This is a genomic window from Providencia sp. PROV210 (assembly GCF_028479445.1).
Classification (GTDB): domain Bacteria; phylum Pseudomonadota; class Gammaproteobacteria; order Enterobacterales; family Enterobacteriaceae; genus Providencia; species Providencia rustigianii.
This window is the reverse complement of sequence record NZ_JAMPNQ010000003.1, coordinates 119,189-145,293: the sequence shown is the minus strand read 5'-3', so window position 1 is coordinate 145,293 and position 26,105 is coordinate 119,189. Positions and strand designations below refer to the sequence as shown.

The 26,105-nt window shown below is 41.5% G+C and carries 21 protein-coding genes, 1 tRNA gene and 3 pseudogenes; 7 read left to right on the top strand and 18 right to left on the bottom strand.

The features are described 5' to 3' along the window. Window positions 1-51 precede the first annotated feature (51 nt). The 3 genes and pseudogenes from aroC to PR761_RS01235 form a co-directional block, all read right to left on the bottom strand. Window positions 52-1,140 carry a chorismate synthase gene (gene aroC / locus PR761_RS01245; protein ID WP_006815582.1) on the bottom strand — a complete coding sequence of 363 codons (1,089 nt, stop codon included), beginning with the start codon at window positions 1,138-1,140 and terminating at the stop codon, window positions 52-54. Window positions 1,141-1,242: 102 nt separating this feature from the next. Continuing rightward, on the bottom strand, window positions 1,243-2,175 hold the full coding sequence (gene prmB / locus PR761_RS01240) for a 50S ribosomal protein L3 N(5)-glutamine methyltransferase (RefSeq protein WP_154611177.1): 933 nt from the start codon (window positions 2,173-2,175) through the stop codon (window positions 1,243-1,245). 157 nt (window positions 2,176-2,332) lie between these two features. Further along, window positions 2,333-2,614, bottom strand: a pseudogene (locus PR761_RS01235) (DDE-type integrase/transposase/recombinase); the annotation flags it as partial. Window positions 2,615-2,751: 137 nt separating this feature from the next. Here PR761_RS01235 and PR761_RS01230 point away from each other — a divergent pair. Next, window positions 2,752-2,883 (top strand): hypothetical protein, encoded by a 132-nt coding sequence (locus tag PR761_RS01230; RefSeq protein WP_256386372.1) that lies wholly within the window; start codon window positions 2,752-2,754, stop codon window positions 2,881-2,883. Then, window positions 2,880-3,407, top strand: coding sequence for an IS6 family transposase (locus PR761_RS01225; protein ID WP_412033765.1), 528 nt, complete (start codon window positions 2,880-2,882; stop codon window positions 3,405-3,407). The genes PR761_RS01230 and PR761_RS01225 overlap by 4 nt, the downstream gene beginning before the upstream one ends. 323 nt (window positions 3,408-3,730) lie before the next feature. On the opposite strand, the gene PR761_RS01220 is transcribed toward PR761_RS01225, so the two are convergent. The 7 genes and pseudogenes from PR761_RS01220 to hutI form a co-directional block, all read right to left on the bottom strand. Continuing rightward, a complete protein-coding gene (locus tag PR761_RS01220; RefSeq protein WP_115164476.1) occupies window positions 3,731-5,014 on the bottom strand; it encodes a DUF4225 domain-containing protein in 1,284 nt (427 codons plus the stop codon). A gap of 136 nt (window positions 5,015-5,150) precedes the next feature. Then, window positions 5,151-5,614: pseudogene (locus PR761_RS01215) on the bottom strand (transposase). Window positions 5,615-5,863: 249 nt separating this feature from the next. After that, window positions 5,864-7,252: an amino acid permease gene (locus tag PR761_RS01210; protein WP_039855375.1), complete on the bottom strand. Its 1,389-nt coding sequence runs from the start codon at window positions 7,250-7,252 to the stop codon at window positions 5,864-5,866. Window positions 7,253-7,330: 78 nt separating this feature from the next. Next, window positions 7,331-8,863: a histidine ammonia-lyase gene (gene hutH / locus PR761_RS01205; protein WP_154611179.1), complete on the bottom strand. Its 1,533-nt coding sequence runs from the start codon at window positions 8,861-8,863 to the stop codon at window positions 7,331-7,333. A gap of 12 nt (window positions 8,864-8,875) precedes the next feature. Continuing rightward, entirely contained in the window at window positions 8,876-10,555 is a 1,680-nt protein-coding gene (hutU, locus tag PR761_RS01200; RefSeq protein WP_006815586.1) for a urocanate hydratase, read from the bottom strand. Between the two features lie 294 nt (window positions 10,556-10,849). Further along, a pseudogene (gene hutC, locus PR761_RS01195) lies at window positions 10,850-11,580 on the bottom strand (histidine utilization repressor). A gap of 119 nt (window positions 11,581-11,699) precedes the next feature. Next, window positions 11,700-12,935 carry an imidazolonepropionase gene (hutI, locus tag PR761_RS01190; RefSeq protein WP_154611180.1) on the bottom strand — a complete coding sequence of 412 codons (1,236 nt, stop codon included), beginning with the start codon at window positions 12,933-12,935 and terminating at the stop codon, window positions 11,700-11,702. 223 nt (window positions 12,936-13,158) lie between these two features. Between hutI and smrB the strand changes: the two genes are divergently transcribed. Further along, window positions 13,159-13,704, top strand: coding sequence for an endonuclease SmrB (gene smrB, locus PR761_RS01185; protein ID WP_115164480.1), 546 nt, complete (start codon window positions 13,159-13,161; stop codon window positions 13,702-13,704). A 27-nt stretch (window positions 13,705-13,731) separates the two neighbouring features. Here smrB and sixA read toward each other — a convergent pair whose 3' ends face one another. The 4 genes from sixA to PR761_RS01165 form a co-directional block, all read right to left on the bottom strand. Continuing rightward, window positions 13,732-14,217, bottom strand: a complete 486-nt coding sequence (gene sixA / locus PR761_RS01180) for a phosphohistidine phosphatase SixA (protein WP_006814638.1) — start codon at window positions 14,215-14,217, stop codon at window positions 13,732-13,734. A 231-nt stretch (window positions 14,218-14,448) separates the two neighbouring features. Next, window positions 14,449-16,638 (bottom strand): fatty acid oxidation complex subunit alpha FadJ, encoded by a 2,190-nt coding sequence (gene fadJ / locus PR761_RS01175; RefSeq protein WP_154611181.1) that lies wholly within the window; start codon window positions 16,636-16,638, stop codon window positions 14,449-14,451. Continuing rightward, complete coding sequence (gene fadI, locus PR761_RS01170) at window positions 16,638-17,957, bottom strand: acetyl-CoA C-acyltransferase FadI (protein ID WP_039855028.1); 1,320 nt, start codon at window positions 17,955-17,957, stop codon at window positions 16,638-16,640. The genes fadJ and fadI overlap by 1 nt, the downstream gene beginning before the upstream one ends. Before the next feature lie 270 nt (window positions 17,958-18,227). Next, window positions 18,228-18,524 (bottom strand): YfcZ/YiiS family protein, encoded by a 297-nt coding sequence (locus PR761_RS01165; protein WP_006814641.1) that lies wholly within the window; start codon window positions 18,522-18,524, stop codon window positions 18,228-18,230. A 351-nt stretch (window positions 18,525-18,875) separates the two neighbouring features. Between PR761_RS01165 and fadL the strand changes: the two genes are divergently transcribed. Continuing rightward, window positions 18,876-20,147, top strand: a complete 1,272-nt coding sequence (fadL, locus tag PR761_RS01160; RefSeq protein ID WP_112837020.1) for a long-chain fatty acid transporter FadL — start codon at window positions 18,876-18,878, stop codon at window positions 20,145-20,147. A 494-nt stretch (window positions 20,148-20,641) separates the two neighbouring features. On the opposite strand, the gene mlaA is transcribed toward fadL, so the two are convergent. Next, the gene (mlaA, locus tag PR761_RS01155) at window positions 20,642-21,391 is read right to left on the bottom strand and encodes a phospholipid-binding lipoprotein MlaA (protein ID WP_126462828.1); all 750 of its coding nucleotides are present in this window, start codon (window positions 21,389-21,391) and stop codon (window positions 20,642-20,644) included. A 394-nt stretch (window positions 21,392-21,785) separates the two neighbouring features. Between mlaA and PR761_RS01150 the strand changes: the two genes are divergently transcribed. Further along, window positions 21,786-21,860, top strand: a tRNA-Arg gene (locus tag PR761_RS01150). 143 nt (window positions 21,861-22,003) lie between these two features. On the opposite strand, the gene PR761_RS01145 is transcribed toward PR761_RS01150, so the two are convergent. Further along, window positions 22,004-22,330: a DUF1622 domain-containing protein gene (locus PR761_RS01145; RefSeq protein ID WP_006814644.1), complete on the bottom strand. Its 327-nt coding sequence runs from the start codon at window positions 22,328-22,330 to the stop codon at window positions 22,004-22,006. Window positions 22,331-22,663: 333 nt separating this feature from the next. Here PR761_RS01145 and PR761_RS01140 point away from each other — a divergent pair, with 333 nt between their 5' ends. After that, window positions 22,664-22,951, top strand: coding sequence for a hypothetical protein (locus tag PR761_RS01140; protein ID WP_230083603.1), 288 nt, complete (start codon window positions 22,664-22,666; stop codon window positions 22,949-22,951). On the opposite strand, the gene PR761_RS01135 is transcribed toward PR761_RS01140, so the two are convergent. Continuing rightward, window positions 22,948-23,655: a hypothetical protein gene (locus tag PR761_RS01135; protein ID WP_154611182.1), complete on the bottom strand. Its 708-nt coding sequence runs from the start codon at window positions 23,653-23,655 to the stop codon at window positions 22,948-22,950. The two genes, PR761_RS01140 and PR761_RS01135, sit on opposite strands and share 4 nt — an antisense overlap. A 268-nt stretch (window positions 23,656-23,923) precedes the next feature. On the opposite strand from PR761_RS01135, the gene PR761_RS01130 reads away from it, so the two are divergent. Further along, complete coding sequence (locus PR761_RS01130; protein WP_154611183.1) at window positions 23,924-25,159, top strand: SLC13 family permease; 1,236 nt, start codon at window positions 23,924-23,926, stop codon at window positions 25,157-25,159. 69 nt (window positions 25,160-25,228) lie between these two features. Here PR761_RS01130 and PR761_RS01125 read toward each other — a convergent pair whose 3' ends face one another. Further along, entirely contained in the window at window positions 25,229-26,062 is an 834-nt protein-coding gene (locus PR761_RS01125) for a MetQ/NlpA family ABC transporter substrate-binding protein (protein WP_039855034.1), read from the bottom strand. Window positions 26,063-26,105: the final 43 nt, after the last annotated feature.

Sequence of the window (26,105 nt, the reverse complement as noted above, 5' to 3'; positions counted from 1 at the left end):
TAACGCACAGTGGATATCCGCAGATATCCACTGAAAAACCTATCGTGCAACTTATTCGAACGGTGCCATGGTCGGAATCACATCCGCACACTGACCACGATGGCGTAAAAAATGGTCCATTAAAACAATGGCCATCATCGCTTCAGCGATAGGAACAGCACGAATACCAACACAAGGGTCATGGCGACCTTTGGTGATCATCTCAACTTCTTCACCATCACGGTTAAGGGTTTTGCCCGAAACAGTAATGCTTGATGTTGGTTTCATCGCAATATGGGCAACAATCGGTTGGCTGCTACTGATGCCCCCCAAAATTCCACCTGCATGGTTAGACGTAAAACCATGACGGTTGATTTCATCACGGTTTTCACTGCCTTTTAAGCTAACAACGCCAAAACCGTCACCAATTTCCACACCTTTTACTGCATTAATACTCATCAGCGCGTGAGCAATATCGGCATCAAGGCGGTCAAAAACGGGTTCGCCTAAGCCAGCAGGAACATTTTCGGCGATCACAGTCACTTTTGCACCGATGGAATCCCCTTCTTTTTTCAAGCCACGTAACAGCTCATCAAGGGCATCCAGCTTACTTGGGTCTGGGCAAAAGAATGGGTTCTCTTCAACAATCGACCAATCTTTGATTTCACACTCAACATGGCCCATTTGCGTTAAACAAGCCCGAATTTGAATGCCAAATTTCTCTTGCAGATATTTTTTCGCAATAGCTCCCGCCGCGACACGCATTGCTGTTTCGCGCGCAGAAGAACGCCCACCACCACGGTAATCTCGCATGCCATATTTTTGCTCATACGTATAATCAGCATGACCGGGGCGGAATACATCTTTGATTGCGCCATAATCTTGAGAGCGTTGGTCTGTATTTTCAATCAATAAACCAATGCTGGTTCCTGTCGTCACGCCATTAAATACGCCAGAGAGAATTTTAACTTGATCAGGTTCACGACGCGCGGTGGTATAGCGCGAGGTACCCGGACGACGGCGATCTAAGTCGATTTGCAAATCAGCTTCTGTCAGCGCTAATCCAGGAGGAACGCCATCAACAATACAGCCTAGTGCAATTCCGTGTGACTCCCCAAAGGTGGTTACACGGAACAGTTGTCCAATTGAATTTCCAGCCATCCCCGTTCCCTATTGTCTACTGTTAGTATGCTTGTAAACAAATATGATGTGATAAGTAATTATTATGTTGTATTTGATTATGCTGAGTAACGCAACCCTTGATTAATCAATATATAAAGCAAAATGCGCATGGTGCTCGACTAACTGTTCGCGAGTCAGCATAAATACACCATCACCACCAAATTCGAAATCTAACCAAATAAACGGAATATCCTGATATTGTTCAATTAAGTGAACCATGCTGTTACCCACTTCGCACACTAAAATCCCTTCTTCAGTGAGGAAACGTGGTGCGTTTGCCAGAATACGGCGCACTAATTTTAAGCCATCGCTTCCAGCAGCTAACGCCAGTTCTGGCTCAACACGGAACTCTTCTGGCAGATCGTCCATATCTTCCGCATCCACATAAGGTGGATTGGTCACGATCAGGTCATATTTGACTTCCGGCATATCTCTGAATAAATCAGAACGAATTGGGATCACGCGGTGCTCTAAACCGTGGTTGGCAATATTTTGCTCGGCAACAGCCAGTACATCCGCTGAAATATCGACTGCATCCACTTCAGCTTCAGGGAATTCATGAGCGCAAGCAATGGCGATACAGCCACTTCCCGTACACAAGTCGAGAATGGTTTGTGGCTCGTCTGATAATAAACCGACAAAATGGTTATTAATCAGCTCACCAATCGGTGAACGTGGGATTAGGACGCGTTCGTCCACATAAAATTCGTGTCCACAGAACCAAGAGCTGTTTGTCAGGTAGGCAACTGGAATACGGTCATTGATACGACGTAAAACACGTTCAATGATTCGGTGACGCTCCGTTGTTGTCAGGCGTGAAGTTAGTAGCTCATCCGGTAAGTCGAGTGGCAAATACAGGCTTGGCAATATTAACTGTAAAGCTTCATCCCATGGGTTGTCGGTACCGTGACCATAATAAATGTTTGCAGCGTTAAAGCGGCTCATTGTCCAACGTAAAATGTCTTGAATGGTATGAAGTTCTGCGACGGCTTCATCAACGAAGATCTTTTCCAAGAAGGGTTTCTCCTACCTGTCGATTAAAAGGGAAAATGGAATCGCTAAAGTTTGCCACGAAGTGAGAGACAAATCAGCAGATTAATGCAATAAAATGTACAGGAAGGCAGATCTTTAGTGATGTGTTTGACTCGTTCTGATATAGGTTGACAACTTTTCAGGTATAAAACGCTCTATGAACCTCATTGGGCGTTTTATAATTTAATGATAAATGGGGGCGCCTTTCATTATACTTTTTATGTATTTCTTGATATTCCACCGAGCAATACTGTAAACCACGATCTGAATGATGGATTAAGGACGTTGTTGAACTTCGCTTTTTTAAGGCTCTAAGTAATGATTTCTTCACCGCATTCGTTTTCATATTATCATCTAAATGATAACCCACGATTTTCCGTGAATAAGCATCCGTGATCAAACTTAAGTACGTGTCACCTTCATGAGGTCACTTCAAAAACTGCTGGCTTTTTACATAACATCTCTTATCAGCACCAAAAATGTAATAGCAAAGTTGTAATGTCCGCTCTGGGCTAAGTTAAGATGTCCGCCACGTAGACTCACCATTAAGGAGTTCACATGACGGCTTATAGAGCGGAGTTTTTTACCTTGGAAGATGTTGAACGACTAAAAGGGTTCTGTCGCATTAAGGAGGATAGTGCGGTATTTGTGCTGATCACTCTACCCTGCACCGCTGGATTTTACGTTTGATACCGCTGATAGGCAACGCCGCCAAACGTTATAAGCGTCCGGTCAGCCAGAAATGGCATATCGATGAGACGTACATCAAAATTAAAGGGGAATGGCGTTATCTGTATCTCTCTGTTGATTCACAAGGCAATACAGTTGATTTTTTGCTGACTAAGTACCGTGATATCGCCGCAGCAAAACGTTTTTTTAAACAGGCTATCAGTCAGCATCCGTGCCCTTTGACAGTCACTATCGATAAAAGTGGCGCTAACCGTGCTGCGGTAGACAGTTTTAATGCCGGCTTTACGCGCTATAAGCCGGTTACGATACGCCAAAACAAGTATCTGAATAACCATATAGAGCAAGACCACTGCAATATTAAACGACGGGTCAGGTCGATGCTGGGATTTAAAACGTTCCGCAGTGCTCAAATCCTGTTATCAGAGATCGAACTGATAGCAATGTTTCGCAAAGGGCAGTTTGTGCTGAGCAGAAACTGCACGTTATCACCGTCAGAACCTTTTTTCTTGATGGGTTTTAAATAGATAGTAAAGCCAAGAGTCTTTTTAATGAGAGCCATTTTTAAACGGCTCCCATAGGGCAATCTCATTCTTTTATGGTTATAAAAATGGCATTCATAATTATAATTATAGTTGCTAATATTACTAATGATAAAGAAGGAGGTAATGTTCCTGATTTCATAGAATAGTATATATTACCGCATGGTAAAGCCATAAAATAAAAGTATAGAATGCAAAACCTGTATTTAATTGTTTTTATCTTTTTTTTATTCATGCACAAAAAAAGAATAACATTTATAATTGACAATGCAAAAAAAACAGATATTTTCATATCCATCTAGTCACTCCTACATTAGTTTTCCGTCCTGAGTAACATTGTAATCATTACCTTTTTTGTCTTTGCAGCTATAGTATGACGGTGATGAATCATTTGGCCCGACTATTACAATCATTCGAGTGCAATGTTCCGTAATATATTCAATGTTGGTTATTTTTTCAGGCTCTGCCACACTTAACATAAGGGTTCCTGTTTCTTTATCCAACACAAATGCATTTTCTAAATCTTTTTTGACTTTTGTTATATTAATTAAGTCACCTAATAATTCGATATTTAATAAAAATTTATTGGTTTGTCTGAAGGCATAATCAAGATCTTCTCTTGCATAATGATATAGTACGAACGGTTTTATTTTCCTATTTTCACCATAGCGACGGGTTAGTTTGGGGACCAATTGTAATTTTCCCCGTATTGAGAGTCCCATATCAACAAGATCATAGGTTAAGTTACCGACGGATTCATTAAATCCAAGTGCTTTGGCAGAGGCTTTGTATCCTTCTCTGAGGGGACCCTGTATATCACTGTTGCCCTCATAAAAACCCACCGTTCCTTCATAGATACCGTTCAACCCGTGAGCCATAATAGGGGCTCCAATCAAACAGCCGGCTCCAGTAGAACATAATGCGATCCCTGCAGCGGTTAAACCTAATCCACCGATAATAGATAAGCCATTAAGAACCCAGTCAATGGATTGTTCCCATAGGCTTTTTTCTTCTTTTTTCAGTTCTGAAGAGCCTTCTTCATAACTCATCTGTCCAGATTCAACCTGTTCAACAATCTCATACGCAAATGATTCAACTTCATTTTTAAACGCATTTTTGATATCAGGAAAATGCAGGTGCTTTTCACAAATTTCATTAGCACAATCAATCAAATTCTGAGCGTCTATTCGGATTCTGTTATCATCTGCAGCTACTATTGGATTGGTGTAGTGTGTCGTATTATGCTGACCTCTGGGTTGTTGATATGCCTTTTCTTCTTGAGGAGCTGTAAAAGATCGTGTTTGAGGTTGTTCGTCTTCCTTTTCGTAACAATCTGAAATGGATGGAATAAAACGAGAATGACAGGGGCAAGAACTAAAACTGTCTAAAGACCCCGCGTGTTTTCGATTTTCAAGCCACATGCTGCTTACTCCACCGAGAATTTGGTACGCTCCGGAGTGCTTACCGCAACTCACCATGTCGCCCTCTCGTGCACCTGCAACGCCATACCATTGCATCGTGTTGTCGCCTGTTAAAATTTGTCCTCCGCATGTAGTTTTATCACCTACCCTTAAAAAATATCCGAATGCCATATACTTTCCTTTTCCTTAAGTTAACTATTTCCTGTATTGTTAACTTTGTGTTTCTTGTTGGCAAGGGCTAATGGGCAACCGAATCAAAAAATGCACTTAGCGTACTAGGGGCTGTTGGTCTTTGTACGAAAATTACTCATCGGTATTTAGGTAGCCACATCATGATTAACGATAGTGCTACCATCGATGAGTAATTTCTTGCTAATTTGTCATATCGACTGATATTGCTCTAAAATGTTTGATTCTTACAAAGGCGTTCTCCACAAAATGTCGAACCTTATAAAGCTTCCAATCCATATGCTCATTATTCAATAAATTGACTTCTCTTCTTGAAATCATCGGTGTTGAGCCCTTCATATTTGCTAGGTAACCTCTGAATTTTTCACTGTCATAGCCTTTATCTGCGACTGTAAAATCGCATGTTGGGCTGTTTGTGACTAATTCTTTAGGTATATCTCTCCATGGGCAACCAGTTCGCATTCGATATAATATTCCTTCAAAGGTCATTCTATGTTCGAATTTATTGTAAACGCGCCCCGTACTACGCATAAGTTGAGATAGCTTATCCCATTGTTTTTCTGTTAACATTGTTCTCGGCATGGTGATTTCTGTTGTGTTTGTTTTTTGGCGAAATCATTATACAACATCACCATGCCGCTCAAAAAAAACACAAAGATCAACAGCCCCTAGGGAATAATCACGTTGAGTTCGTTTACTTGTTGGTTTCATTACACTCTCCAATTTTAAGTTGGAAAAGTGTCAACCTTATTTAGGACGGGTCAGTTGATGAAAACAAACAAGCCCTTAGCTCTCACTAAGGGCCGTTAATACAAATTCATTTAAAATCTATTAAGCCAACTCTTCCGCATCTTGGGCCTGTTTTTCAGGTTTTTTTACCCAAACTGCATAAGCAATTGTCAATAAAATTAACCAGCCCAGCCCCACATACAACGCAATGCGTGTACTTTCAAAGTAACCAAGAACGCCGAAAATAAACAACATAAATGCAATGGCGAGGATTGGTGCGACAGGCCACATTGGTACTGGGAATTTCAATTGTTTCACTTGCTCTGGCGTCATTTGACGGCGCATTGCAAATTGCGACAATAAAATCATTAACCAGACCCAGATCGTGGCAAACGTTGCAATAGATGCAATCACCAAGAAAACATCTTCTGGAATTAAGTAATTTAAAACGACACCAATAAAGAGAACCAATACCATGACTAACACCGTCATCCACGGTACGCCATTTTTGGTTAATTTAGTGAATGACTTAGGTGCCTGTCCTTCATGAGCCATACCGTACATCATGCGGCCTGCACCAAAAATATCACTGTTAATCGCCGAAATCGCTGCGGTGATCACCACCACATTCAAGATATTGGCCGCAGCTGATATGCCTAAGCTATCAAAAATTTGAACAAATGGGCTACCATTTTGGCCAATTTGATTCCACGGATAGATACACATCAGCACAAATAACGTTAATACATAAAAAAGTAAGATTCTGACGGGAACCGCATTGATAGCTCGGGGAATAGTCACTTCCGGATTTTTAGCTTCACTCGCGGTGATCCCTATCACCTCTATCCCCCCAAAGGCGAACATGACAACGGCAAAAGAGGCAATGACACCGGCTACCCCATTTGGCATAAAGCCATTATGATCAAAGAGGTTAGAAACACCGACAGCATGGTCAGCCGATTGACCAAAGCCAAACATCATAATTGCCGCACCGCCTACAATCATTGCAACAATTGCTGCCACTTTGACGATAGATAACCAAAACTCCATCTCGCCGAAGGTTTTAACATGGCATAAGTTAATCGCGCCTATAAAACAAATAATACTCAGGACCCAAATCCATTGAGCGACATCAGGGAACCAGAGTTTCATGTATACCCCAAATGCTGTGACATCCGCTAAACAGACAATGAGCATTTCAAAGACATACGTCCAACCGGTAAAGAATCCCGCTCGCGCCCCAAGATAATGACTCGCATATTGTGAGAATGAACCGGCTAATGGGCTACGAACTGCCATTTCACCCAATGCACGCATCACCATAAAAACAGCTGCGCCACCAATGATATAAGCAAGCAGAACCGCAGGCCCTGCGGTTTCGATTGCTTTTGCTGATCCATAAAATAAACCTGTACCAATTGCAGAACCTAAAGCCATAAATCGGATGTGACGCGCAGAAAGACCACGCGTAAGTTGTGATGTGCTTTGCATGTTTTTTCCTTCGTATTTTTTATCAGTCGTTTCGAAGAGAGATAGCAGCCGGTACATTGCCGGCTACTTTTATAACACTTATTTTGGGAAAACAGCGTTGACAGCAAACAGCATTGAAAGTTTATGTTGGTCGATCAGGTCGATAGCCGCATTAATATCCGGGGCAAAGTAGCGGTCTTTATCATAGTAAGCTACCTTGTCACGTAGCGTTTTACGGGCTTTTTCCAGTTTTTCACTCGATTTCAATCCTTCTCGAAAATCAATACCCTGACAAGCAGATAACCATTCAATGGCTAAAATTCCCGTGACGTTTTTTGCCATTTCCCATAAACGACGCCCTGCGGCAGGTGCCATAGAAACGTGGTCTTCTTGGTTTGCAGACGTAGGCAAACTATCCACGCTAGATGGATGTGCTAGCGCTTTGTTTTCACTGGCTAATGCCGCAGCCGTTACTTGAGCAATCATAAATCCAGAGTTCACACCGCCATTATTGACCAAGAACGGCGGTAACTGGGACATATGCGTGTCCATCAACATGGCAATACGACGCTCAGAAAGTGCACCAATTTCAGCTAAAGCTAGCGCAATATTATCTGCCGCCATCGCCACTGGTTCCGCATGGAAGTTACCACCAGAAATAATGTCTCCGTTATCCGTGAAGACCAGTGGATTATCCGAAACAGCATTCGATTCAATGAGGATCACTTCCGCAGCGTAACGAATTTGTGTCAGGCAGGCTCCCATCACTTGAGGCTGGCAACGTAGCGAGTAAGGATCTTGAACTTTCTTACAATTTTCATGGGATTGAGCCAACTCACTGGTTGACGAGAGCGCTTCACGGAACAGAGCCGCCACGTCGATTTGCCCTTTCTGTCCACGCACTTCTTGCACACGAGCATCGAACGGTTTACGGGAACCGAGTGTTGCTTCCACGCTCAATGCCCCACAAATAATTCCTGACAGCAGTAAGTTTTCTGCAGCAAATAATCCTTTCAGAGCGAAGGCCGTAGATACTTGCGTACCATTAAGTAAAGCCAAGCCTTCTTTAGCTTCCAGAGTTAGTGGTTTCAGACCTGCTTTCTTAAGCGCTTCTTTCGCAGGAAGCCATTTCCCTTCAAAACGAGCTTCCCCTTCTCCCAGTAAAATTAAGCTCATATGAGCGAGTGGAGCTAAATCTCCCGATGCCCCGACAGAACCTTTTGCTGGAATAAATGGGTAAACTTGCGCATTCACTAAATCGACTAACGCATTGATAACTTCAAGTCGAATACCTGAGAAACCACGCGCTAGGCTGTTAATTTTGAGCACCATGATCAGGCGAACTAAGTCATCGTCCAAAGGTTCACCGATACCCGCCGCATGAGACATCACAATTGAACGCTGTAGAGATTGTAAATCTTGGCTAGCAATTCGCGTGTTGGCGAGAAGTCCAAACCCAGTATTAATGCCATAAGCTGTTTTATCTTCGGCTATAATTTGATTTACTGTCGCGACACTTTTTGCAATCACACTATGGGCTTGTTTATCTAATGAGACTGTTACGGGTTTTTGGTAGACAGTGCGGATCTCATCGAGTGTCATTTTTCCCGGATGGATAGTTAATTTAGTCATCAATGTCACTCCTTAACGTGTTTTTATCATTGGTAAATTTAAGTTTTTTTCTTTAGCGCACTCGATGGCTATTTCATAACCTGCATCCGCATGGCGCATTACGCCAGTCGCGGGGTCGTTATGAAGTACACGCGCAATGCGCTCAGCAGCTGCATCGGTTCCATCACAGACAATGACAACACCAGAATGTTGAGAGAAGCCCATTCCAACGCCACCGCCATGGTGCAATGACACCCATGTTGCACCGCTGGCCGTATTCAGCAGAGCATTCAATAATGGCCAATCCGAAACCGCATCAGAGCCATCTTTCATGGCTTCAGTTTCGCGATTTGGACTCGCTACTGATCCGGAATCAAGATGGTCACGACCAATAACAATCGGGGCAGAAACTTCACCACTTCGTACCATTTCATTAAAGGCTAAGCCTAATTTGGCACGGTCCCCCAATCCTACCCAGCAGATACGAGCGGGTAATCCTTGAAAGCTGATGCGCTCACGTGCCATATCCAACCAGTGATGAAGATGTTTATCATCAGGTAATAATTCTTTGACTTTCGCGTCAGTTTTATAGATATCTTCAGGGTCGCCAGACAGTGCAACCCAGCGGAATGGACCGACTCCACGACAAAACAGTGGACGAATATAGGCAGGAACAAATCCAGGAAAATCAAACGCGTTTTCCACACCCATTTCTAATGCCATTTGGCGGATATTATTGCCGTAATCAAACGTCGGGATCCCCTGAGCTTTAAATGCCAGCATAGCTTTGACATGTTCAGCCATGGATTTTTTCGCGGCTAACGTAGTGCCTTGAGGGTCATTAACGCTATGCTCACGATATTCATCCCAGCTCATTCCGATAGGCAGATAGCCATTTAATGGGTCATGAGCGCTAGTTTGATCCGTCACCATGTCAGGCTTAACACCACGTCGAACTAATTCTGGCAATACTTCAGCCGCATTCGCACACAAGGCGATAGAGACCGCTTTGCCTTCCGCTGTATATTTTTTAATGCGCGCTAACGCATCATCCAGATCCGTGGCTTGTTCATCCACATACTGGGTTCTTAAACGGAAATCGATGCGGCTTTGTTGACATTCAATGTTTAAAGAACATGCGCCAGCTAATGTTGCTGCAAGAGGCTGAGCACCGCCCATTCCGCCTAAGCCCGCAGTAATCACCCAGCGTCCAGTTAAGTCGCCGTTAAAATGCTGACGCCCTGCTTCTACAAATGTTTCGTAAGTTCCTTGGACAATGCCTTGGCTGCCGATGTAAATCCAGCTACCTGCCGTCATTTGCCCGTACATGGCCAAGCCTTTGGCATCGAGTTCATTGAAATGATCCCAATTAGCCCAATGTGGAACTAAGTTGGAGTTAGCGATTAATACGCGAGGGGCGTTTTCATGGGTTTTAAATACACCGACAGGTTTTCCAGATTGCACTAACAGGGTTTCATCGCTGTCGAGTTTTTTTAGAGATTCGATGATTTGGTCATAGCATTGCCAATTACGCGCTGCGCGACCAATTCCACCATAGACGACCAATTCATGGGGATTTTCGGCTACGTCAGGATCGAGATTATTCATCAACATGCGCAATGGCGCTTCTGTTAACCAACTTTTAGCTGTCAATGCGTTTCCGCGAGGAGCTCTGATCTCAATATTACGATATTTATTATTTAGATTTGTCACGTATATACCTCACTAAGATGCGTGTTTTACCGATAACGTCTATCTATAGATATAGTTGTATATACATGTACAATCAATTTATTTTTTAACAATTACAGTTCAATTTATATCACTTGATAGATTTTATTTTCCATAAAAAACAAATAGATAAAAAATTAACCATTGATTTTATTGTTGTTTTTTTATTCTAATTATGCCTACCGGATCACATTTAGTTTACAGATTGGTTACATTGATTCAGGGGAAAAACGGTAGGATAGCGGTCATAAAAAATGACCGCTAAGAGACTTGAGCCTATGAGGAGAAACTACCTTTCAGTTTATATCGATGACCGGGAAACAATAATTTTGTACTGGTCACAATGTAACTTTGTGACCATGTTCGACGGGTAATTTGCAAACAAGATGCCCCAGCATGTACTTGCAATAATCGGGCACTGCGGTCGTCAGCATCAACGGCCTCAACAATATGTTCACCCTGTGTCAATGGGCAACTCGAGATAAATAATCATGGGGCGTAATAGAGAGAAAATCTTGCTGTAGATAGTCGGGAGCTGCGAGTGCATTCACATAGCGATCTTCAATTTGTACTGGAATATCGTTTTCTAAATGGACGATAATCGAATGAAATACAGGAGCTTCTGGTGGTAAATCTAGCTCTTTGGCTAATGTCAAAGAGGCTGGAACTTGCTCTAGCTTAATAATTTTACAACTATATTGATGATTTCTTGCAAGAATTTCATTTTCAATACTGTGAATTTCAAATAACGCCGATTGCCCTTTTGACTCGGCGACAAAAGTACCCACACCTTGAAGACGCACCAGCAATCCTTCCGCCGTAAGTTCGCGTAAAGCTCGATTCGCTGTCATACGGCTGCAATTAAATTGCGCCACTAATTCAGATTCAGATGGCACACGATCATTTGCTTGCCATTCACCCGACTGTATTTTTTCAATAATTGACTGCTTTACCTGTAAATACAATGGAATCGGAGTTTTCAGCTTCGTTTTATTTTCGGCTGCCACGTTTATTTCCCGTTAAGTAATAACATCATTGAAGGAGCCACAAAATTGGAAAAAATATTAAAATAGTTACCGTCTATAGTGACGAAACTCACCATAGACAGCAATCGGAAATTTATTAATTAGTTTTGATGGGTTATTTTGCCCTGATAGACTCTCATATTCAGTGGATTACTACCCTGCTCATAAATCATTTCAACCGGATCTTTGGCATTCCATACCACAAAATCGGCTTGGAAGCCTGCCCGCAATTGCCCATGGCTCTGCTCACGACCCAAAGCTTGAGCTGCATACCGAGTCACTCCAGCCCAAATTTCTTCTGGTGTTAATCTAAACAAAACCGCCGCCATATTCATCACCATTCGTAATGAAGCAAATGGGCTAGTTCCCGGGTTAAAATCAGTCGATATTGCCATTGGAACCTGATGTTCTCGCAGCAACTCAATCGGTGGTAATTTAGTTTCTCTTAGGAAATAAAATGCGCCCGGTAACAATACCGCCACCGTGCCACTACGTTTTAAAGCCTGAATACCCTTAAGATCCAAATATTCAATATGGTCCACAGACAATCCCTTATAGCTCGCCACCAGCTCACTTCCCCCTAAATTGGAAAGTTGTTCTACATGTCCTTTAACTGGAATTCCTAGTTTTTTAGCCGCAGAGAATAATTTTTCACTCTGCTCCAACGAAAAGCCAACACTTTCGCAGAAGACATCGACAGCTTCAAATAAGCCTTTGCTCCACAATTCAGGCATGATTTTCGTGCAAATTAATTCAATATACTCATCGGGCTTATCTTTATATTCTGGAGGAACCGTATGAGCAGAAAGCAGTGTCGAGCTGACATCAATAGGATAAGCTGCAGATAATTGCTTGGCGACCAACAACTGTTTTTCTTCACTGTCAAAATCGAGTCCATAACCCGATTTCATTTCAATTGTCGTCACACCCTCACGTATTAACGCCTCTAAACGGGGTTTAGAAACAGCGAATAGCTCAGCCTCACTCATTGTTCGTGTAGAACGCACAGTGGAATTAATCCCCCCGCCTTGAGCACTGATGGTTTCATAGGAGACGCCATTCATTCGTTGTTCCCATTCTCCAGCGCGATTCCCACCAAAAACCAAGTGAGTATGGCAATCAATTAATCCCGGAGTGATCAAGCGCCCTGCCACATCAATAATTTCGCAGCCATTAGCATCAACGTCCTTGCTGGGGTGAACTGCCACAATCAGATTATTGCGAACGATTAAGTCATAATTTTCAACTAAGCCGTACGCAGCGCCTATCTCTGGATCCATCGAAGCAATGCGTCCATTACGCCAAATCACGTCATTTTCTTGTGCTTTAAATAACATAAATCATCCTATGGCAACAGAAGCATTTAATGGCTTCTCATATGGTAGTATAGATATGTATATACAATTAGACTAATTAACCATCTGTTGTCAATCTATACAGAGGAAGAAAGTTATAAATTTGTTATCCGTCGCTAAAATTATTCAGGTGTAACCGTTGATGCTAAAAATAGGTTACACTAATCCCTGTTTTACCTATCTGAAAAAGAATGATTTATCGACAATGAAAAAAAATAAATTCGGTCTAGAAGAAGACGATCTTAATCTATTCAAAGAGGCTATCCGTGGCGCAAAAAAAATTCGCCAAGATAAGATAGTCCATTCACCTATTCGTACAAAAGTAACACAGCCATCCAGTAAAAAAGTCATGCAAGAACAAGTGGATGCGTCTTTTTATTTTTCAGATGAATTTCAACCTCAATTAGACGATGACGGTCCAACGCGTTATTTAAGACCTGATTCCAATCCTTATGAGTTGAAGAAGCTACGCCGTGGGGATTATGTTCCTGAGTTATTTCTTGATTTACATGGGTTAACTCAAATGGAAGCCAAACAAGAAATTGGCGCGTTAATTGCAGCGTGTAAACGGGAAAATGTCTTTTGCGCCTGCATTATGCATGGGCACGGTAAGCATATTTTAAAACAACAAACACCGCTATGGTTGGCTCAACATCCAGATATTGTCGCCTTTCATCAAGCCCCTAAAGAATGGGGAGGCAATGCTTCATTATTGCTGATCATTGAGACAGCAGAGAGTGCTCGTCGCTAAACACTCTCGTTATCGACATACCGTTATTCAGGATTTCATTAATGAAATTTGTGAAGGGCTAAGCATCCATTCTAAATGGCTACTCACCTGTTTTTCATCCACCTCAATACATGCAATGGTTGAGGTAGTGAACATCGGGGGGGCTTCATGGGGGCATAACTCTGAGACTAAATATCCGACTAATGGTAAGTGAGAAACCACTAAAATTGCTTTTGCGCCTAATGAGACATAATCACGAATTTGATCGGCAACCCAAGCCGCATTTCCACCTGGCGTTAATCCTTCCATCGTCTGTGCTTGTTCTGGCAATAGCAAGCTATGACGTATTTCTTGCAGAGTTTGCTCTGCACGTAGATAAGGGCTAACCAATACCGTATCAATATTGGGACGACGCTCATTTAGCCATTGTGCCATTAATAGCGATTCGTCTTTTCCTTTTTGCGTTAATGGCCTAGCCGCATCGCTCGCCGCCTGTATTGCCGCATCACCGTGACGCATAATATAAACTTGCATAATCCACCATCTGTGTAGCCGCTTCTCAATGAAGCTCTATTCTTTTTGTTAAGATAATTATTGTTAAAGATAACCATCAGTTGGGGTGAAGTGAGATTCTGCAACAAACCGCCTGTAAATAAAATGATTTACATTGTTTTTTGTTGATGTTTTTTACTCAATTGCCATAAAAAACCTGATATCGCAGCCTTTAACTACGCTATCAGGTTGATTACCAATCACTTATTATGGCTAATTTGTAGTCACATGTTCAGTGGAATAGAAACGTGTATTCGAGGCTGCCATTTGTGTCAGCAATTCACACGGGGCGAATTTTTCGCCGTATTTATCCGCCAGAGTTTGTAACGTTTCTACCGTTTTGGCGATACCAAGGTTATCCATATAGTGAAATGGCCCCCCAAAAAATGGCGGAAATCCAATACCAAATACAGCACCAATATCCCCATCACGAGCGCTACGAATAATTTTTTCATCCAAACAACGTGCCGCTTCATTAAGCATTAACATCACACAACGTTGAGCAATATCTGTTTGGCTAGACTTAGCTTCTGGATGGATGCTGAGCAATGAATAGATACCTGCATCAACTTGACGTTTTGGCGCTTTTTTCCAAAATGCTAATTTACTGCCTGTATGTCTATATGAATAAAAACCACGACCATTCTTTTTCCCTTTACGGTCATCATTAACCACTTTATCAAGCGCATCGGGTGCTTTGAAGCGAGCACCAAATCTCTCAACTAAAATAGGCAGGATTTTGGTTCCAACATCAATACCGACTTCATCCAACAGGTGGAAAGGCCCGACAGGAAAACCAAACTTGACCAATGCATTATCAATATGGTCAATGGCATTACCTTCAACTAAGCACTGTGCTGCTTCACATAAGTAAGGTGCTAAAATGCGGTTTACATAGAACCCCGCATCATCCCCAACCACAATCGCTGTTTTCCCTTGGCGCTTAGCGAATGCAATGGTGGTTGCAATCGTTGTTGCATCTGTCTGTTTATGAGGGATAACCTCGACCAACGGCATTTTATCCACGGGGCTAAAATAATGTAATCCAATGACTTTTTCAGGGTGTTCCGCACCCTCCGCTATTTTATGAATAGGGAGTGATGATGTATTCGATGCAAAAATCGCTTTTCCTTGGGACATTTCTGCAATTTCTGTGACCATTTTTCTTTTTAACGCTAAATCTTCAAATACGGCTTCTACAACGATATCGGCGGTTTCTAGGCCTTGATAATTCACCGTGCCAGAGAGTCGAGCCATAATTGCTGCGCGCTCCCGAGCTAATAACCGACGCTTAATCACGCGCTGAGTCAGTAAATCCCAGCTATAACGAAGTGCTTGGGAAATCCCCTTATCCGAAATATCTTTAATACGCACTGAATATTTGCCTAGGGATGCACTCACATAAGCAATTCCGCCGCCCATTAACCCGCCTCCCAGAATACCAACCAATTTGATATTCAATGGCTTAGCATCGGCTCCAGTTTCATTTTTCAATGAGGTAGAGGCAAAAAATAGGCTACGCAATGCTGCCGATTCTGGTGTCATAGCTAATTCACCAAAGGCTTTCGCTTCCTCAGCGAATCCGATTTTTAACCCACTATTCATACCCGCTTTCACAACCTGAATAATTTTTTCAGGTGCCGGATAGTGCCCTTGTGTTTTACTCAAGGTTTTTTCTTTCGCGCTGTTAAATACGGTATTACGCAACAATCGGCTACTCAGTAACCGCTGTTGCCAATGCAGTGGCTTACGGCGAACACCGCCTTTTTGCGATAATTCAACGGCAGTGGCCAATAAAATAGACTCAGGAACCACATCATCAACCAAGCGCATTTTTAGCGCCTGCTTGCCTTTGATTTGTCGCCCCGTCAACATCATGTCGAGCGCATTGGGAACACCAATTAAACGCGGTAAACGTTGAGTTCCTCCGGAACCGGGGAGTAATCCTAATTGAACTTCTGGTAACCCGAGTTTGGTTTTATCATCTGAGGTACAAATTCGAGCATGGCATGCGAGCGCCAACTCCAAGCCACCACCAAGGCACGCTCCATGGATCGCAGCAATAATGGGCAATGGATAATTTTCAATTTTATCGAACAGCGTGTGACCTTGTTTGGATAACTCACTGGCTTGCTCTTTGCTGGTGCAACTAGCAATCATGCTAATATCGGCTCCAGCAATAAAACTGTCTTTTTTACCCGAGGTGATCACCAGCCCTTTTAAACCGGAGGTCGATTGTGCTTTCTGTAAGATGGCATAAAACTGTTCTGCAAACTCCGCCTTCAGGGTATTCACTTTTTCATTAGGGACATCGATATAGATCACTCCCACATTTTGGTTGACGATCTCCAACCTAAAAGCTTGATTTCCTGTTCCTGCGTTCTGCGTAGAATGTTGTCCCATTATTCCACCTCCAAAATCATTGCCACGCCTAAGCCACCAGCGGCACAAGCCGTGGTTAAACCAAAACCACCACCCCGTCGGCGTAACTCATTTAATGTTTGGGTCACCATCCGTGCGCCAGTCGCCGCAAATGGATGCCCATAAGCAATAGAGCCACCAAGAACATTAAATTTATCCATGTCGATTTCACCAATGGCTTTATCTAGCCCCAATTTTTCTTGGGCGAATTTCTGACTCGCAAACATTTGGATGTTACTTAATGTTTGCGCAGCAAAAGCTTCGTGCATATCAATCAGTGTCAAATCTTGTAGGGTTAATCCGGCTTTTCGTAATGCTATCGGTGTTGCATAAGAGGGCCCTAATAACATATCTTCCCACACATCGATGGCTGAGAATGCGTAGCTTTTGATATAACCCATTGGGGTATAGCCTAATGCTTTAGCCCGTGATTCTGTCATCATCAAAATTGCCGCTGCACCATCCGTTAATGGGGTACTGTTAGCCGCAGTGACGCTACCGTGTTTACGATCAAAAGCAGGTTTTAGCTTCGCATAGGAGGATAAAACAGAATTTTCGCGTACATTATTGTCTCGGGAAAATGCCTGTTTAAAGGGGGGCATATAGGCGGTCATCACTTCTTTTGCTAAAGCGCCACTTTCCCATGCCTTCGCTGCCAGTAAATGTGAGCGATGGGCTAGTTCGTCTTGTTGCTCTCGCGAAATGTGGTAGCTTTTCGCCATTTGCTCCGCGGTATCCCCCATGCGTAATCCCGTAGAATACTCAGCAACACCAGGTGCAACAGGAATAAGGTCTTTGGGTCTTAGCTTGGCAAATAACGCTAATTTTTGCCCCAATGATTTGGCCTTACTTAATGCAAGTAAAGTTTCAGCCAATTTCTTGGAGACGCCAATAGGTAAAACAGAGGATGAATCCGCTCCTCCCGCCACACCGACTGAAATATCCCCCACCATCATACTTTGGGCAACATTGACGATGGCTTGAAAGCTCGTCGCACACGCTCTAGATACGCTGTAGGCATCGGTTGAGACGCTCATTCCTGTACCCAACACAATTTCCCGAGCAATATTTGGCGCTTCAGGCATTTGAACCACTTGCCCAAAGACCAATTGTTCAATGATAGAGGGGTCGATATCACTACGGTGTAGTAACTCGGCAACGACAGCTTTGCCTAAATCTACAGCAGCAATGCCTTGATATGCTGTAGATTGCTTAGCAAAAGGTAAACGTAAGCCGTTAACAATGGCAATTCGTTCCTTTGCGACATGCATGCCTTCGCCATGGTGGGATACTGAGTTCATGGTCGCTCCTGCAAAAAAAGAAGAAAGAAAATTAGTGTTATTTTGGATACTTAGATAGAGAGGTCAGACCTGTATTGATTGTTAACATAATCTTCACATTTATCAATTGGTGTAGATGAAAAATGCGAGCTCACACACAAGTTACAGTGAAATAGAATTTAAGATAAAAATCTGAGGGAGGAGGATATGAAAAAACCCATTAATTGTTAAAGATGACAATAAGTCAAATAACAGGATTAATGGGCTTTAAAAACAAATTCAAACGTTTGATTAACGCAGGCCTAATTGAAAAATTAGACTCTCTGCTTCACAGCTAAATGCGAACTCTGCAGTTAATTCTACACCACCAGCAACACTGTTAATGGAATGTTTAATTTCACAAGGCTCTGATTCTACTGATCGGGCTTTTTCTGTCAGTGTTTTCAGCATCGCTTCCGCTTCTTGCTGCGTCGCGAAAACATTCTGATACGCAGCGGTGCAGTCTTTATTTTCCAGCACTGTACCTACATCTACACAACAGCACGCAGCGGTTTCGTCTGCGCTACAACGTTTAATCGCATCAGTCATTTTGCTCTCCCAATAAACAAACTGTTAAGCCAGTATCATAACGCTGAAAAAGTCCCAAACACTAGTGATATCAAAATTTATCTCTAATAATTCAACAGAAGTTTGATCTAGTTCCTTATATGAGTATTTCTTTTGCTTTTAACCAAAATGGATGTTGCCATTTTGTTAAATGCATCGCATTTTTGAAAATAAACACCGAACAAATAGCAAACACTCTTGCAACAAACCCAGTGGTCAGACCTATACTCTTCTAACTGGTCTGATTTGTCATTCAGGCAAGCGACCCTACAATTCAGCGCTTCTTGCGATAGAAGTCGCTTATTTAAATAAAACTACTAGAGGGTTTTGGTCATGAGCCAGAAAAACCTATTTACCCGATCAGCTTTGGCAATAGCAGTGGCTGTCATGTCTTCCAATGCAGTTGCAGCTGGTTTTTTGCTGAATGAATATTCAACATCCGCACTAGGACGTGCTTTTTCAGGCGCAGGAGCCGTCGGCGACAACGCAAGTGAAGGTAACCGTAACCCTGCCGCAATGATGTTATTTGATCGACCAACAATGTCGATTGGTGCGGTATATATTGACCCAACCGTTGATATTAAGGGTCGTGATAGCGATGCATTTACTGCCAATAACATCGCTCCGAATGCTTTAGTTCCTAACGCACACTTTATTTTTCCAATTAATGATAAATGGGCAGTAGGTACCTCAATGACCACTAACTTTGGTCTTGCTACTGACTTTCATAAAGATTACGCCGCAGGCCCTATTGGCGGAAAAACAGATTTAAAAACCGTTAACTTGAATTTAAGTGGTGCCTACCGCATCAATGATAATTTTAGCTTTGGTGTGGGTGCTAATGCTGTTTATGCCGATGCAGAAATTACCCGACATGCAGGAAAAAATATTCCATCTCTGGGAATTACACCAAGTACCACCGCAGCTAAGTTGAAAGGTGATGATTGGGGTTATGGCTGGAATGCTGGCTTATTATATGAAATCAACCCAGATAACCGTTTAAGCTTTACTTACCGCTCAAAAGTCAAAGTGAAATTTGAAGAAGGTAAGTATTCTAATGATCTTCCTAAGCTCGTTGGTGGTTTAGGCGGTGAAACAGTCAAAGGCACTTTAGACCTCAATTTACCGGATATCTGGGAATTCTCGGGTTACCATAAAGTCGATCCGAAATGGGCGCTGCATTATAGCGTTTCCTATACAGGCTGGAGCACCTTTAAAGACCTCACTGCCTACGAAAAAAGTAATGGTAAAGAGCTATTCCATAAACCAGAAAACTTTGATGATGCATGGCGTTTAGCGCTAGGTACCACTTACTTCTATGATGATAACTGGACATTCCGTACTGGTATCGCGTATGACGAAAGCCCAGTACCTTCTAAGTACCGTTCAATTTCAATTCCTGACCAAGACCGTTACTGGCTGACCGCAGGTACCACTTACGCATTCAATAAAGATGCGTCTGTCGACTTGGGTATCGCTTATATGCACGGTAAAAAAGTCAATATCGATGAAAAATTGGATGAAAAAGACCCTAACTCAGTGGTGCGCTTCAAATCTGAAGGTTCGGCTTGGTTATATGGCGTGAACTTCAACTATACGTTCTAATCTATTGCATCTCCAATCAGGGGAGTTCGCTCCCCTGATTTATCGTCAACATCCCCTTCCTAACCCTTCATCAAATAAAAATCATCGAATATATCCCTTTTTCCTTGACTTTTTTTTGTACAGATTTATATATTAAATATAGCCCGATGTTATTTTATTGTTAATGTCATTTCTGTGGCTTATTGATCTTCCCTTCAATCATTTTTATTTATCAAGTAATGAAAATCACCTAACTACCTTCATTGTTTTGAAATGAAGCGGTATTAGAGTCATTCACAAAAGAGGCAAACATGAGAAAAACTTAGGAGGGTAGTATGGGAACGTTATTCACCATCAGTTTTGTGTGCGTGTTAGTGGTCAGTGCCATCATTGACACAGTGGTAGAACGAGGAAAACAGGAAAATGATTAGCAGTTTATTTATCACTCTCTGATGCTTGCAAACATAGAGAGTGATAAACCCACCAATCTTTCTTCGACCTTTTACTCTTTAATCCTAATCAATTGAATCCAGCTCACCTTCAATCACCGCAGCATTAGGGTTTTCAGCCGGTTGCAAAGTGCCACCTTTCGATAAAAAGTCATTACGCTGGAAATACGCTTCGCGGAACATCAAATATGGGTCAGATGAACTATGCAATAAACCATCTGAATCCAGCAATCTAGCCCGTGTTTCAATCCCTTCTAGCGCCCATTTGCCGGCCGACATCCAGAACGTTAAATAGCTCAGCATTGGGTAAAGGTCATCCACCAAATCCCCACCCTGCTCACGTAATGTTGCGCTACCATAGCCAGGCAGAACAACGTAAGGACCATAACCAACATCGTAATAACCTAACGTATTACCAAATCGTTTAGGCTCTTCTTTCACTAATTGAGGGTTTGCCATGCCAGCAACATCAATTAAGCCCCCCATACCGAAAACGGTATTGAGGAAAAAGCGATTAAAATGTTTAAAACCTTGAGCGGGTTCACCGCGAATAAAGCTATTCAGCATGCTTGCCGGTTCTTCAAGGTTACCTAAAAAGTTGCTGAGTCCATTTCTAGCAGGCATTGGTACATAGTCATTCCAAGCAACGGCTACAGGCCTTAAAACATAAGGATCTAAGACGTTGTAGTTAAAATTGAACATTGCTCGGTTAAAACCTTCAAGAGGGTCTGAACGCTGCTGTGTGACAGGGTCTACACTTGCGCATCCCACAATCAAAACCCCTGCCAGAAGAACGCTACTCATGCGAAACTTCATCATACTCTCCATCCCTTATTCCACCCAACCATGGTGTTTTTTATTGATGATCTTTTATCTGCTTATCATAGAAGCAAATAAAAAAATTTGTTAATCGTTTTGAGTGGTTTAATAACCTGATGGGTATAATTATAACCTATTTAATTATCAACTTATCATAGGAAATATAATTAATTAGCCTGAAAATAGCGTATAAATGACGTTTAATTACGATTATTGTCGTGAATTCAAAGAGGTTACTTATCTAAAATAAATTTTTACTTAAGAATTAACAGGTCAAAAATAAAGCAGATAATTATCTCTCAGCAATAAAAATGTGGAATTTATCTGTAACAGCTTGATTCAACGGGTAGTGAACAGTAAAATGCCAAGCGCTAATTTGTATTACTTCGATGTCCCCTTAGTTAAACGGATATAACAAGCCCCTCCTAAGGGCTAGTTGCAGGTTCGATTCCTGCAGGGGACACCAGCACAAGCCACTCTAAAGAATCTCTCACCCAAAAGACGTAATTTAGCCTTGATAGAAAACTGCCATAGCAACGCTCCTAACCTTATTCATATAAACAAGAAGAGAAGCGTGTTTTATTGATGTTTAGAAGTCTACTTTTATCGCTATTTAGGTCGTTGCTCTAGCTCTTTCGCTAAGAAGTAATTCAAGAAGGTTCGTATCACTGCAATGATCCCAAGTTTAATCAAGCTATCTAAATCAGGGTCTATTGTTGTCGCTAAAATATCGGCAGCTAATTGAAATTCTAATGCCATCGCAAGCCAGTTTCCAAAACAATAGCGAGCAACTCTTTCTCCCTTTAACTGACATAAAACTACCAGTGTTTTACCTAGCCCAATAACAACACAAATAACCGAGATCGTTTCCAACAGTAGCTGTAAAAAATGAACACACCCAACCAATAATTCACGTAAAAAATTTAAATCGAACATAGAAAACCTCAATCACATATTTTATATTGAATCAGTTTAGGCAATTGACTCAAAAAAACATATATGGATTTCATAAAAAACTAAACCAGACTATTTCCTCTGATGCTAATAAAATTTAACTGACATGCATATTTCGGGGAGTCGTCTTAGTGGTATCGTAAACTTCACTTACTTTTAAGCCCCTATTTCGTTTTATCTTTTGCCCTGATATTATTTTTGCCAGTATTCCTATTTCACGGATTAGTTTTTATGCGAACAATCTTTATTTTATTTCTTTGTAGCCTAATAATAGGTTGTGCAAAGGAAAAATCGCCTTCAATTTTCATGGTGGGCATGACACCAAACGAAGTCATTCAGATAGCAGGCGTACCGGACGAGCAATCTAAACAGGAAGAATATACCTTGTTTGTTTATCATGATAGGCAACAACCAGAAGCCTCACAGCAAATAACAGACCGCTGGTTTATTTTTAAAAATATTCAGTTACTGGAGTATTCTACTCAATATTTGAATCCATCCAGCACTAAAAAAACTCAATTAAGATTAACTGCAAGTAAAATACTATCTCAATGGATCGATAGCCAAAAATTGACGACTAACCCATCTGCGTCAAAAAATTAACCTTTGAACCATGTAAGATACTCACGAATTTGCCCAACAACAATTGATAGCCCTAAAGAGGAAGCACCGGCTATACCATAAGGTAATAGCGGTGCAATAATACCACTCCAATTGCTCACTATTTTTAGTGCATGTAGAATAAATTCTTGTAATTTATAAAGGTAAGCGAGTAGCATATTTATCTCTGTTAACTTATTTTTTGTATTCGCCAAATTTTTCTTCAGTGATGCTAATAATTCGTCTAGTCCTAAAATAGTTCCGTTCGATGCGACACTTTTATTTTCTGTGAAGCGAAATATAGTCCTAGTTAGTAAATCTATCTTACCTTGATAGTAATTAATTAAATTCTCTATTGATGTCTTTAATTCCTCTACTGCCATAATTTCCGTATCAATATTTAAACTATCATTTAAGCTATCTAATTCATCATTTAAATTTACTATTTTAGATTCTATTTCAGTAATTAATTTAGCCGTGCTTTCGCTCACTAACTCTGTCGCCTGCTGTTTTAACTCAGTAATGCCCTCATCTAAAATATTAATATTCAAATCCAGCGCATCTAATACACGCTTCGATGAATTAGTAAAAACGTCAGATAATGGAATCACACTTTCTGTCTGATACACCAATAGGTCATTATGTAAGGTGACTAACGAACTTCTTGTTTCGCCTAACGCTAAAGCTGATGAATAATAATTTTTCATCTTATTTTTCCTCTGTATTTTGGTTTCAGTTTCCACCAAGATACTAGCGCTCACCGGCGACCTATCAACATTAAATAAAGATAGATAACACCGAATAATATGCATTCAATATGACTTTTCAAAAGACTATATTTCCTTTTATTTATTCTTAATCAGATAGTCATGGGAGGATAAATAACTGATGAAAAATCAAAATATTAATTAATCATTGCCTACTGCGTGGAACCTCGTAAAATCCCCCCTAAATCTTCAGAAAAATGTGAATTCTATGACCTTAACCATTGTTGTTTTTGTACTGGTTTATGTTGCCATGGCATTTGGCAAACTACCGGGCTTTAAAGTAGATAGAACCGGCGCAGCCGTTATTGGCGCATTAGCTATGATGGCGATCGGCAGCATTACACCACCCAATGCATGGAATGCCATCGATTACCGTACTATTGGAATGTTATTTGGTTTAATGGTGGTATCTGCTTCTTTCGTAGTCTCTGGCTTCTACAGTTGGACTGCAAATCGTGTCGCAATGCTAAAGGTCAGTGCGCCTACATTATTAGCCGTGCTGATTGCGGTGGGCGGGTTGTTATCTGCATTGCTAACAAATGATGTCGTCGTTGTCGCTATGACTCCACTTCTGGTATCAATTACATTATCTCGGGGATTGAATCCAATACCATTCCTACTAGGCTTCTGTTTTGCTGCCAATAATGGGGCGACAGGTTCACTGATCGGTAGTCCTCAAAATATGATTGCCGCCCAAGGGTTAGATATTTCATTTGTTGGTCTACTCCAAGCTTCTGCAATCCCAGCACTACTCTCCTTGCCTATTACTTGGGCTATTTTAGTGTGGCTATACCGTAATCGCTGGTATTTAGAAAAACAATCGAGTGGAGCGCCCATCTCAACCTCTCCAACCGCCACGTTAGATACATGGGAAACCGCTAAAGCAGGCATTATTACACTGGCAGTCATTGTGGCTTTTGTCGTCAGTGATATCCCTAAAGAATTGATCGCTTTGACCGCAGCTGGGTTTTTACTGCTTAACCGGTCGATTGCCTCCAGTGATATGCTGAAATTAGTCGATGGTAATTTATTACTATTAATCATGGGATTATTTGTCGTCAATGCGGCATTTTCAGGCACCGGATTACCCCAACAAATGCTCAATGATTTACGGGCTCATGGGGTTGAATTGAATAACCCGCTAGTGCTCTTTTTAGTCACTGGCGTGCTTAGCACTATTGTGGGAAATAACCCATCCGTAATGCTATTAGTCCCTTTCTTAACACCAGATGGTAATGCTGACTCCCTCGGAGCAGCACTTGTTTTAGGTTCCGGTTTTTCCAGTAACTTATTTATTTTTGGTAGCTTGGCGGGGATCATTGTTGTTGAACAAGCTGCGGCTTATGGTGTGAAAATTTCATTTTCTGAATTTGCTAAATCAGGAGGAATTGTTGCTGCATTCTGTATGCTGCTGGCGACCGCTTGGATTTGGTTAGTACTTTAATCTCATTTAAGGAGGCTTTTATAACTCAAAAGCCTCCTTGTTATGAAGTAACCCCATAAAGTTGGACGATTATTGATTCCACGCTGCCGGTTCAATAAATCCATCATAAATACGTTGTGAACGAATATAATCTGCGTATTCTTTAGATTCAAAGGCCTCTTTTAAATCTTTAGCCCACTGAGAATCGAGATCTTTTTGTAATACACTCACGACCACACGATGCTCTAATGGGGAATTTTCCACCACTAATCCATCCGCTATACGCTGCCCTGCACTCGCTACATAGTTACCATTCACCACAACAAAATCAACATCTTCCAGTAAACGTAAACCTTGGGCTGCATCAGTTTCACGAATATCAAGCTTATATTTAGCAGGCTCAATATCATTCACGCTAAAGCTTAATGTACTTACATTGGGCTTAATTTTAATCCAACCCAAATCCTCTAAGATACGAGCTCCACGTTCTGCATTTACGGGGTCATTCGACAACGCCACAATCATGCCATCTTTAACTTCACTCAATGATTTATGTTTATTAGAACGTAAACTTTGAGGTGCACTCGGTGAGTCCGCCAGTGCTACCATATTAATATTATTTTTCTCATTATAGGCTTCCATATAAGCGCGGCTTTGATTTACAGATGCATCAATCGCACCCTCTTCAAAAGCTGGGTTAATTTGTCTATTTTGTGAAAACTGGCGTAAATTAACCTGATAACCTTTTTTCTCTAAAATAGGCACAATTCCCTTCTCAACCTGGTCAATATAATTTCCCACACCAAAACCAATGGTAATTTGCTTTTTATCCGGGTTGGTTTGTTCATTATTATCACCACATCCAGCTAAGAAAATTACTGCTGTGGCAATTAAAGAAATATTTATTAATTTTTGTTTTAACATTTTAAAGGATCCTGTTGTGTCATTTTTCTGGAGTATAAACAGG

What these genes read in the sequence shown, in the direction of transcription:
- aroC (WP_006815582.1), bottom strand. Translation starts at nt 1,140, where the DNA reads ATGGCTGGAAATTCAATTGGACAACTGTTCCGTGTAACCACCTTTGGG.
- PR761_RS01230 (WP_256386372.1), top strand. Translation starts at nt 2,752, where the DNA reads ATGACGGCTTATAGAGCGGAGTTTTTTACCTTGGAAGATGTTGAACGA.
- PR761_RS01220 (WP_115164476.1), bottom strand. Translation starts at nt 5,014, where the DNA reads ATGGCATTCGGATATTTTTTAAGGGTAGGTGATAAAACTACATGCGGA.
- PR761_RS01210 (WP_039855375.1), bottom strand. Translation starts at nt 7,252, where the DNA reads ATGCAAAGCACATCACAACTTACGCGTGGTCTTTCTGCGCGTCACATC.
- hutH (WP_154611179.1), bottom strand. Translation starts at nt 8,863, where the DNA reads ATGACTAAATTAACTATCCATCCGGGAAAAATGACACTCGATGAGATC.
- hutI (WP_154611180.1), bottom strand. Translation starts at nt 12,935, where the DNA reads ATGTTATTTAAAGCACAAGAAAATGACGTGATTTGGCGTAATGGACGC.
- smrB (WP_115164480.1), top strand. Translation starts at nt 13,159, where the DNA reads ATGAAAAAAAATAAATTCGGTCTAGAAGAAGACGATCTTAATCTATTC.
- sixA (WP_006814638.1), bottom strand. Translation starts at nt 14,217, where the DNA reads ATGCAAGTTTATATTATGCGTCACGGTGATGCGGCAATACAGGCGGCG.
- fadJ (WP_154611181.1), bottom strand. Translation starts at nt 16,638, where the DNA reads ATGGGACAACATTCTACGCAGAACGCAGGAACAGGAAATCAAGCTTTT.
- fadI (WP_039855028.1), bottom strand. Translation starts at nt 17,957, where the DNA reads ATGAACTCAGTATCCCACCATGGCGAAGGCATGCATGTCGCAAAGGAA.
- PR761_RS01165 (WP_006814641.1), bottom strand. Translation starts at nt 18,524, where the DNA reads ATGACTGATGCGATTAAACGTTGTAGCGCAGACGAAACCGCTGCGTGC.
- fadL (WP_112837020.1), top strand. Translation starts at nt 18,876, where the DNA reads ATGAGCCAGAAAAACCTATTTACCCGATCAGCTTTGGCAATAGCAGTG.
- mlaA (WP_126462828.1), bottom strand. Translation starts at nt 21,391, where the DNA reads ATGAAGTTTCGCATGAGTAGCGTTCTTCTGGCAGGGGTTTTGATTGTG.
- PR761_RS01145 (WP_006814644.1), bottom strand. Translation starts at nt 22,330, where the DNA reads ATGTTCGATTTAAATTTTTTACGTGAATTATTGGTTGGGTGTGTTCAT.
- PR761_RS01140 (WP_230083603.1), top strand. Translation starts at nt 22,664, where the DNA reads ATGACACCAAACGAAGTCATTCAGATAGCAGGCGTACCGGACGAGCAA.
- PR761_RS01135 (WP_154611182.1), bottom strand. Translation starts at nt 23,655, where the DNA reads ATGAAAAATTATTATTCATCAGCTTTAGCGTTAGGCGAAACAAGAAGT.
- PR761_RS01130 (WP_154611183.1), top strand. Translation starts at nt 23,924, where the DNA reads ATGACCTTAACCATTGTTGTTTTTGTACTGGTTTATGTTGCCATGGCA.
- PR761_RS01125 (WP_039855034.1), bottom strand. Translation starts at nt 26,062, where the DNA reads ATGTTAAAACAAAAATTAATAAATATTTCTTTAATTGCCACAGCAGTA.